A 6,869-nucleotide genomic window follows, 5' to 3' on the forward strand; every position below is an offset into this window, starting at 1 on the left:
CCTTTTTGAATGTGCCGCCTGAAGCGCGTTCAGGCGGCACACGCGGTTCCGGGCGGCGGGTTATTTCTGGACCTTGGCGGCCACGTCGGGATAGCCGTTGTCGGTCAGGAACTCCACGTACAGCGTCAGGAACTGGTCGGTCAGGTCGGACTGGCCCCAGTAGCCCTGCAGCGTCTCGGCGGCGATGGACTTGATGGTGGTGAAGTCCTCGTCGGAGAGCGTGATGCACTCCACGCCGCCGTCCAGGATGATCTCCCGGGCCTCGGCGGCGGCCTCGGTCAGGCGGTCGAAGGTGTAGGCGCGGTTTTCCTTGCAGCAGTCGGCGAGAATCTGCTTGTACTCGTCGGGCAGGGCGTTGTAGGCCTTGGCGTTGACCACCAGGTTGCCCACCTCGACGCCGGAGGTGGAGTGGGGGGTGGGCTCCACGACGTACTTGCAGACCTCGTGGAGGGCGTTGCCGTAGTTGTCGGCGTAGCCGCCCACCTCAAAGGCGTCGATGGTGCCCAGCTTGGCGGCGGAGTACACGTCGCCCATGGGCATGGAGACCACGGAGGCGCCCAGGGCGCTGTACAGCTCCTGGCCCAGGCCGCCGCTGCGGATCAGGACGCCCTGGAAGTCGTCGATGGTCTGGATTTTCACGTTGGACATGAAGCACTCGCCGGGCAGGTCCAGCACATTGCCTACGTAAACCAGGCCCATCTTGTCATAGGCCTCCTTCACAAGGGGCTCGTACATGGCCAGGAAGGTCTCGTCCAGCTCCTTGTCGTTCCACAGGTCGGAGCTGCGGAAGGCCGCCAGCTTCAGCATCGGCTCAATGCCGGAGTGGTAGTCGTTGGAGGTGAAGGCGCACTCCGTCACGCCGTTGTTCACCGCCTCCACCAGGTCCTCCTGGCCGTACAGGGTGCCGGCGGAGAAGACCTCGATGGTGAAGTTGCCGCCGGTGGCGTCGCTGACCAATTGGGCGAAGTGCTCCACACAGTTCTGGCGCTCGGTGCCGGAGGTCTCGACGGACTGGGCCCGCCAGGTGATTTTGGGCTGGGCGTCGCCGGGCGCGCCGTCGGAGGGCGGAGCCTCGGGGCCGGATTTGGAGCCGCAGGCAGTCAGGGTGGACAGGGTGAGGGCCGCCGCAAGGATGATCGCAAGCTTCTTCATTTCTGTTCTCCTTCAAATGATTATTTTATTCGCCGCCGTTCGCAGAGGGCGGAGATAAACGGGGGAAGGGGGGTCACACGGGGTCGTCCCAGGTGAGGACGCCCTGGCGGCGCAGTTCCTCCACCGCCTGGTCCGTGTAGCCCAGCTGGGAGAGGACCTCCCGGGTGTCGGCGCCCTTGGCCGGCGGATTTCTGCGCAGCGGCGTGGATTCCCCGTCGTACTTGATGGGGTGGTTCAAAACCCGCACGTCGCCGGCCACGGGGTGGTGGAGGGTGAGGATGCTCTTGTTCCACTGCACCTGGGGGTCGTTTTCGATGTCCTGATACGTATAGGGCTTGATGTGCCAGATGCCCTGCTGGGTGAAGAGGCGGCACCACTCGTCCGTGGTTTTCTTTTTGAGCTGCGCTGCCACCACGGCGTCGTAGGCGTCCCGGCGGGTGAAGGCGTCCTGCTCGGTGAAGCCGTCCAGACAGCCCGGCTCCAGCACCGCCACCATGTCGGCGTGTTTGCACAGGGAGATGGAGATGTAGCCGTCCTGGGTCTCGTAGACGCCGTAGGGGGAGCTCTGGAAGCGGTTGGCCAGGCCCGTGGAGAGCTGGGTGGGCCACAGCTTCTCGGGGGTGTTTAGGTAGTATGCGTAGGGCTCCATCTGCAGATTCAGGACGGATTCCACCAGGTTGACGTCGATTTTGTGGCCCTCGCCGGTGAGCTGGCGGTGGTTCACCGCCGCCAGGATGCCCACCGCCGCCAGGGTGGCGCTGTGGGCGTCGGCAAAGGAGGTGCCCACGGGGCTGGGCCGCCCGGTTCCCGTCATGTCCACGATGCCGCCCATGCTCTGGGCCAGCAGGTCCTGGCCGGGGCGGTCCTTGTAGGGGCCAGTGGAGCCGAAGCCGCTGAGGGAGCAGTAGATCACCCGGGGATTGCGCGCCTTCAACGCCTCGTACCCGAAGCCCAGCTTTTCCATGACGCCGGGGCGGAAGTTCTCAATGACGATGTCGTAGTCGCGGACCAGCTCGTAGATGATCCGCTTGCCCTCCTCAGATTTCAGGTTGACGGCGATGGAGCGCATGTTCCGGTTGGCCAGCATGAAGAACACGCTCACGCCGTTTACGAAGGAGTCCGGACCGGACCAGCTGCGCTCGAAGGCGCCCTTGGGGGATTCCACCTTGATGACGTCGGCGCCCAGGTCGCCGAACATCTGCGCGCAGGAGGGGCCTTGCAGGTAGTGGGTAAACGCCAGTACTTTCAAATTCTCAAGCATGGTACATTCTCCTTTGATGGATGGGAGTGGTTGGAAGGGAAGACGCCTTGGAATTACGGTGGTTCATATATACGAAACTAGTTCGCAATCAAATGGAAAGAAGGGCCGCATCCTCTTCGGTGAGAGCATGCGGAGAGGTGCCGGAGACGGCGGAATGAATGGTTCAAAATTACGAACTTAGTTCGTAAAATAGAGCGCCAAAACGCCCGCCGCCTCAAAAGCCGGTATGGCCGGGGTTCAGCAGGGGAGACATTTTGGCCAGGTAGGACTGGAGCACCTGGGCGTAGTGGGGCATCTGCTCCTGGGTCATCAGGATAATGGGGGCGCCGATGCTGACGCCGGCCAGGAAGCTGCCGTCGCAGGCGAAGAGCGGGGCCGCTACGCCGCGGCAGTTCTCCTCGCTCTCCTGGTCGTCGCAGGCGTAGCCTCGTTGGCGCACCCGCAGCAGCTCCACGGCCAGGTCCTCCTTGGAGGTGATGCTGTGGTCCGTGAACTTCTGATAGGTGAGGTTGCGGAGAATCTGCATCTGCACCTCCGGGCTCTGCCAGGCCAGAAGGACCTTGCCGGAGGCGCTGGTATGCATTTGCAGGGGGGCGCCGATCTCGGTCAGCTGCATGGTGAAGACCTTGCCGGGGATTTTTTCGATGCAGATGCCCTCGTAGTTGCTGGTCAGGATGGAGACGTGGACGGTCAGGCCGGTCTCCTCTCCCAATTGCCGGATATAGGGGGCGATGATGCTCCGCCAGCCGATGTTCTGGCCGAAGGCGTTGCCCAGCTCGAAGAGCTTGTAGCCCAGGGCGTACTCCCCGTACTGGTTGATGGAGACCAGATGCAGGCTCTCCAGCGTTTTCAGAATCTGATAGGCGCTGGACTTGGCGTAGCCCAGGTTGACCTGGATCTGGGAGAAGGTGGCGGTCTTTTGCACCTTCAGATATTCCAGGACCTCGACGGCCTTGACGATGGAAGAGACAGAATAATCCCGCATGTGTGTACTCCTGGTGGGTTGTAATCACGAACTTGGTTCGCAGGGGAAATCAAAAAAACTACCACACATTTCTGTATGTGAGACCAGTGTAACGCCTTCCGCAAATTTTGTCAAGAAAAAAGGAATAATGGCCGCCGAAAAAATGCGGTGCCGCTTGTGCGGATTGCACAAAACCGCGGTTTAGATCGTCAGCATCTCCCCGAACGCCGGGTTCGTCTGGGGGTAATCCCGGCGGTAGTGGCTGCCGCGGCTCTCCCTGCGGGCCAGTGCGGAGGCGGCGATCATGCGGCCGGTGTCGATGAGGTTTTGCAGTTCCAGCACCCGCTCCACGGGAACCGGATCGGCGGCGGTGCCGGTGTGCAGCCGGGCTTCCAGGTCGGACAGGGTGTGCAGGTACGCCTCCAGCACGGGGCCGTCCCGGACAATGAGGAGCGCGGCGTCGGAGGCGCTTTGGAGCTGGGCGCGCAGGCTGTCCGCCTCCGCCTGGGAGAGGCGGCCAAAGGCGCCCAGATACGCCTGTTCCCGGGCGATGTCCCCGGCGGTGACGCCGGCGGTCCGGCTGCGCCGGGCGTGCTGCGCGGCGGCGATGCCGGCGCGTTTTCCGAACACCTGGCAGGTGACGGACATATTTCCCCCCAGCCGGTCGGCGCCGTGGGGGCCGGAGGCGGCCTCGCCGGCGGCGTACAGGCCGGGGACCGTGCTCTCGCCGTTCTCGTCGATGCGGATGCCGCCGTTGATGGCGTGGGCGAAGCAGGCGATTTCGATCTTCTCCCGGTAGAGGTCGACGCCCAGCTCCTGGAAGCGCTGGTAGGTCAGGGGCCACATGGGCTTGAGCTGGCTGTTGGGCCTGGAGAACAGCGCCTCAAAATCCACGTCCAGGAAGTCCAGATAGACGTTGCCACGCGCCGTGGGCGTGCCGCGGGTGATCTCCTGCTGGACGGCGATCTCCACAAAGCGGGAGATGTCCCGCACGCTGAAGGGGAAGTGGCCGCCCTTTGCGGCCACGACCTCCTCCTCCGTGTAATCGCCCTGGATGTAGTGGGAGAGGAAGCGCCGGTGGTCTCCGTTGGTGAGCTTGGGCGCCGCCTCCCAGAGCTGGTTGCCGAAGAGGTTGACGGCGGGCCAGGCCAGGCCGATGCCCGCCTGGACGAACTCCATGTTGCTGAGCTTGGCCCCGGCCCGGCAGGCCATGGCGTAGCCGTCGCCGGTGACGTCCGCCGGATACATGTTGTGGGCGAAGAGGGTGCTGGCGCCGCCGCAGGCGATGATGACGGCGCCGCAGTCGACGGCCAGCAGCTCGCCGCCGCAGAGGCCGACGGCTCCGGCGCACACGCCGTCCCGCACCACCAGGTTGGTGATGGTGACGCCCTCCATGGTCCGGATGCCCCGCCGGGCGGTCTCCTCCCGCAGAACCCGCACGATGGGCTTGAAGTGGTTTTCCACCACGTGGGACCGGGCCTTCTGGGAGAAGCAGGCGCGGTAACCCATGTAGCCGCCGTCCTCCCGGCGGGCGTACTGCATCCCCAGGCTCTCCAGGTAGTCCTTGGCCTCGATGGCCTCGTCGGCCACGATGCGGGCCAGCTTGGGGTCGGCCATGCCCTGGGCGGCATCCATGATGTCGTGGAAGAACGCATCCGGGTTGTCCGTGGGGTCGATGGCGCCGTCCGGGACGTTGAAGGCCCCCAGCTCCGCCACGCTGAAATAGGTTGCGCCGCTCTTTCCCACGGCGCCCTTGCTGGCCACCAGCACCTCCGCGCCGGCCTCCTGGGCGGCTAGCGCCGCCCGCAGCGCGGCGCCGCCGCTTCCGATGACCAGGACATCTGCTGTTACGGTTTGTACGTTCATATGACGCCTCCAGAATTGGTTGAGTCTGCGCGGGCGGGACGGCCCCGGCGGGGCCGCCCTGCCCGGCAGCGATGGGCTTAGGGACCCCCGGCCCCGCTGCAACGACGCAGGGAACCGGGGCGCGGGGGAGTGAAAAAGCCTATTGAAAACGCGAAATATCTGTGATACGATGGCGGTGAGCAGATAAAGAACTAAGTTCGTGATATTGAACCGCAAAAAACTTCTTGTCAGCGGGCAAGAAGCAGGGGTATGCTGAGAGGGGAAGCGGTTACGGCTGGGCTGCGGGAGACGCGCCGCCTACATAGACGGTCAGGGAGACCACGGCCACCAGGATTTCCGTGCGGCGGCCAAGGGCCTCGTCGTAGGTCCCCTGGGCCAGCAGGCCGCCCTCCTCGCAGGAGACCTCGATGGTCCCAAAGGGGAAGTGCTCCCGGATGGCGGCCTGGTCCACGGACGCGGGATGGGGACATGCGATTTGCACGGTGATGACCACGTCGCCCAGGTCCCGGCGCTGGGCGTAGTCCGGGAGGCCGCACAGGCAGCTGCGGTGGATGGCGTCGTCGATGGCCCGTTTCGCCGCCTTGGTCGGGTCGGCGCCGTGCAGGTCGATGCCCGTTCCGAACTCAATGATAAACCCCTTCAAAGTGAACTCCCTCCATTTCAGCAGAATTGTGCGGGGTTGAACCTAATTATCCATAATTGCAGGCCGATGTCAAGCCCTATCGGCCGCCGGCCGCGGAAAAGCAGCCGGGCGGGGAGTGGCGGCGGACGCGGCGGAAGAGAACGTGGTAAAGGTGTTGTCGAATGGTATGGATGCGATGGAAGTGAGAAGCGGAGCCAGCAATTGGAAGCTGACGGTCCGCCGGGAGGCGGAGGGGGTCACGCTGCTGCGGGCGATGACCTGTGATGAGCGGGCCGTGCTGCCGGAGACGCTGTTCGGCCTGCCGGTGACGGCCCTGGGCCCCCACGCCCTCAGCCCGCTGGCCCGGGCGGCGGAGGGGGAGGCGGTGGAGCTCACCTGCGGCCTGCCGGAGAGCGGCGCGGTGTGGGACAACCGGAGTTTGACGGATTTGACGCTGCCGGCCACGCTGCGGCGGGTGGGGGACTACGCGTTTTCCAACTGCGGCAATCTGGCCGCCCTCCGGCTCCACGACGCGGTGGACTACTGGGGCGGCGGCGTGCTGACAAACTGCCGGTCCCTGAACCGGTTCTACCTCACCCGGACCGGGGAGCAGGGGGCCGCCATGGCCTACTTCGTGGCGGAGCTGAGCCGGGAACTGGACGTGACCGTGTACAATCCCGACGGCTCCGTGACCCGGCTGATCTTCCCGGAGTACGAGGAGACGGAGGAGGAGGACTTCATTGCCCAGGCCGTCCAGTTCCAGTACCACATTTCCGGCGCCGGGTATCTCTACCACGGCTGCTTCCAGCGAAAGCGGCTGAACCTGAAGGACTTCGACAACCTGTGGCCGGAGTATCTGCGCCGGGACTACGACGAGGAGACGGCGCTGCGTCTGGCGTGGTACCGGTTGCAGTACCCGGTGGAGCTGACGGAGAAGGCGGCGGCTGGATACCTGGGGTATCTGAAGAGCCGGGCGGAGGCGGCGGTGGCGTGGCTGGTAGGGG

At 64.7% G+C, this 6,869-nt stretch carries 6 protein-coding genes; 1 reads left to right on the forward strand and 5 read right to left on the reverse strand.

Features of this window, described 5'->3' with window-relative positions:
• Nucleotides 1-60 precede the first annotated feature (60 nt).
• The 5 genes from dctP to QZS21_RS02890 form a co-directional block, all read right to left on the reverse strand.
• Nucleotides 61-1,152 (reverse strand): TRAP transporter substrate-binding protein, encoded by a 1,092-nt coding sequence (gene dctP / locus QZS21_RS02870; protein ID WP_295580034.1) that lies wholly within the window; start codon nt 1,150-1,152, stop codon nt 61-63.
• 73 nt (nt 1,153-1,225) lie between these two features.
• Nucleotides 1,226-2,413 (reverse strand): CaiB/BaiF CoA-transferase family protein, encoded by a 1,188-nt coding sequence (locus tag QZS21_RS02875; RefSeq protein ID WP_295580035.1) that lies wholly within the window; start codon nt 2,411-2,413, stop codon nt 1,226-1,228.
• 214 nt (nt 2,414-2,627) lie between these two features.
• Nucleotides 2,628-3,398 (reverse strand): IclR family transcriptional regulator, encoded by a 771-nt coding sequence (locus QZS21_RS02880; protein ID WP_295580036.1) that lies wholly within the window; start codon nt 3,396-3,398, stop codon nt 2,628-2,630.
• A 180-nt stretch (nt 3,399-3,578) separates the two neighbouring features.
• Complete coding sequence (locus tag QZS21_RS02885; protein ID WP_295580037.1) at nt 3,579-5,243, reverse strand: FAD-binding protein; 1,665 nt, start codon at nt 5,241-5,243, stop codon at nt 3,579-3,581.
• Between the two features lie 268 nt (nt 5,244-5,511).
• Nucleotides 5,512-5,886 carry a Lin0512 family protein gene (locus tag QZS21_RS02890; protein ID WP_295580038.1) on the reverse strand — a complete coding sequence of 125 codons (375 nt, stop codon included), beginning with the start codon at nt 5,884-5,886 and terminating at the stop codon, nt 5,512-5,514.
• Nucleotides 5,887-6,052: 166 nt separating this feature from the next.
• On the opposite strand from QZS21_RS02890, the gene QZS21_RS02895 reads away from it, so the two are divergent.
• Nucleotides 6,053-6,869 (forward strand): leucine-rich repeat protein (locus QZS21_RS02895; RefSeq protein ID WP_295580039.1); only part of this gene is annotated, 817 nt, incomplete at its 3' end.

Origin of the sequence: uncultured Oscillibacter sp., assembly GCF_900544955.1 — a bacterium.
GTDB lineage: Bacteria > Bacillota > Clostridia > Oscillospirales > Oscillospiraceae > Oscillibacter.

Coding starts and splice junctions, on each gene's coding strand:
- dctP (WP_295580034.1), bottom strand. CDS start 1,152: ATGAAGAAGCTTGCGATCATCCTTGCGGCGGCCCTCACCCTGTCCACC.
- QZS21_RS02875 (WP_295580035.1), bottom strand. CDS start 2,413: ATGCTTGAGAATTTGAAAGTACTGGCGTTTACCCACTACCTGCAAGGC.
- QZS21_RS02880 (WP_295580036.1), bottom strand. CDS start 3,398: ATGCGGGATTATTCTGTCTCTTCCATCGTCAAGGCCGTCGAGGTCCTG.
- QZS21_RS02885 (WP_295580037.1), bottom strand. CDS start 5,243: ATGAACGTACAAACCGTAACAGCAGATGTCCTGGTCATCGGAAGCGGC.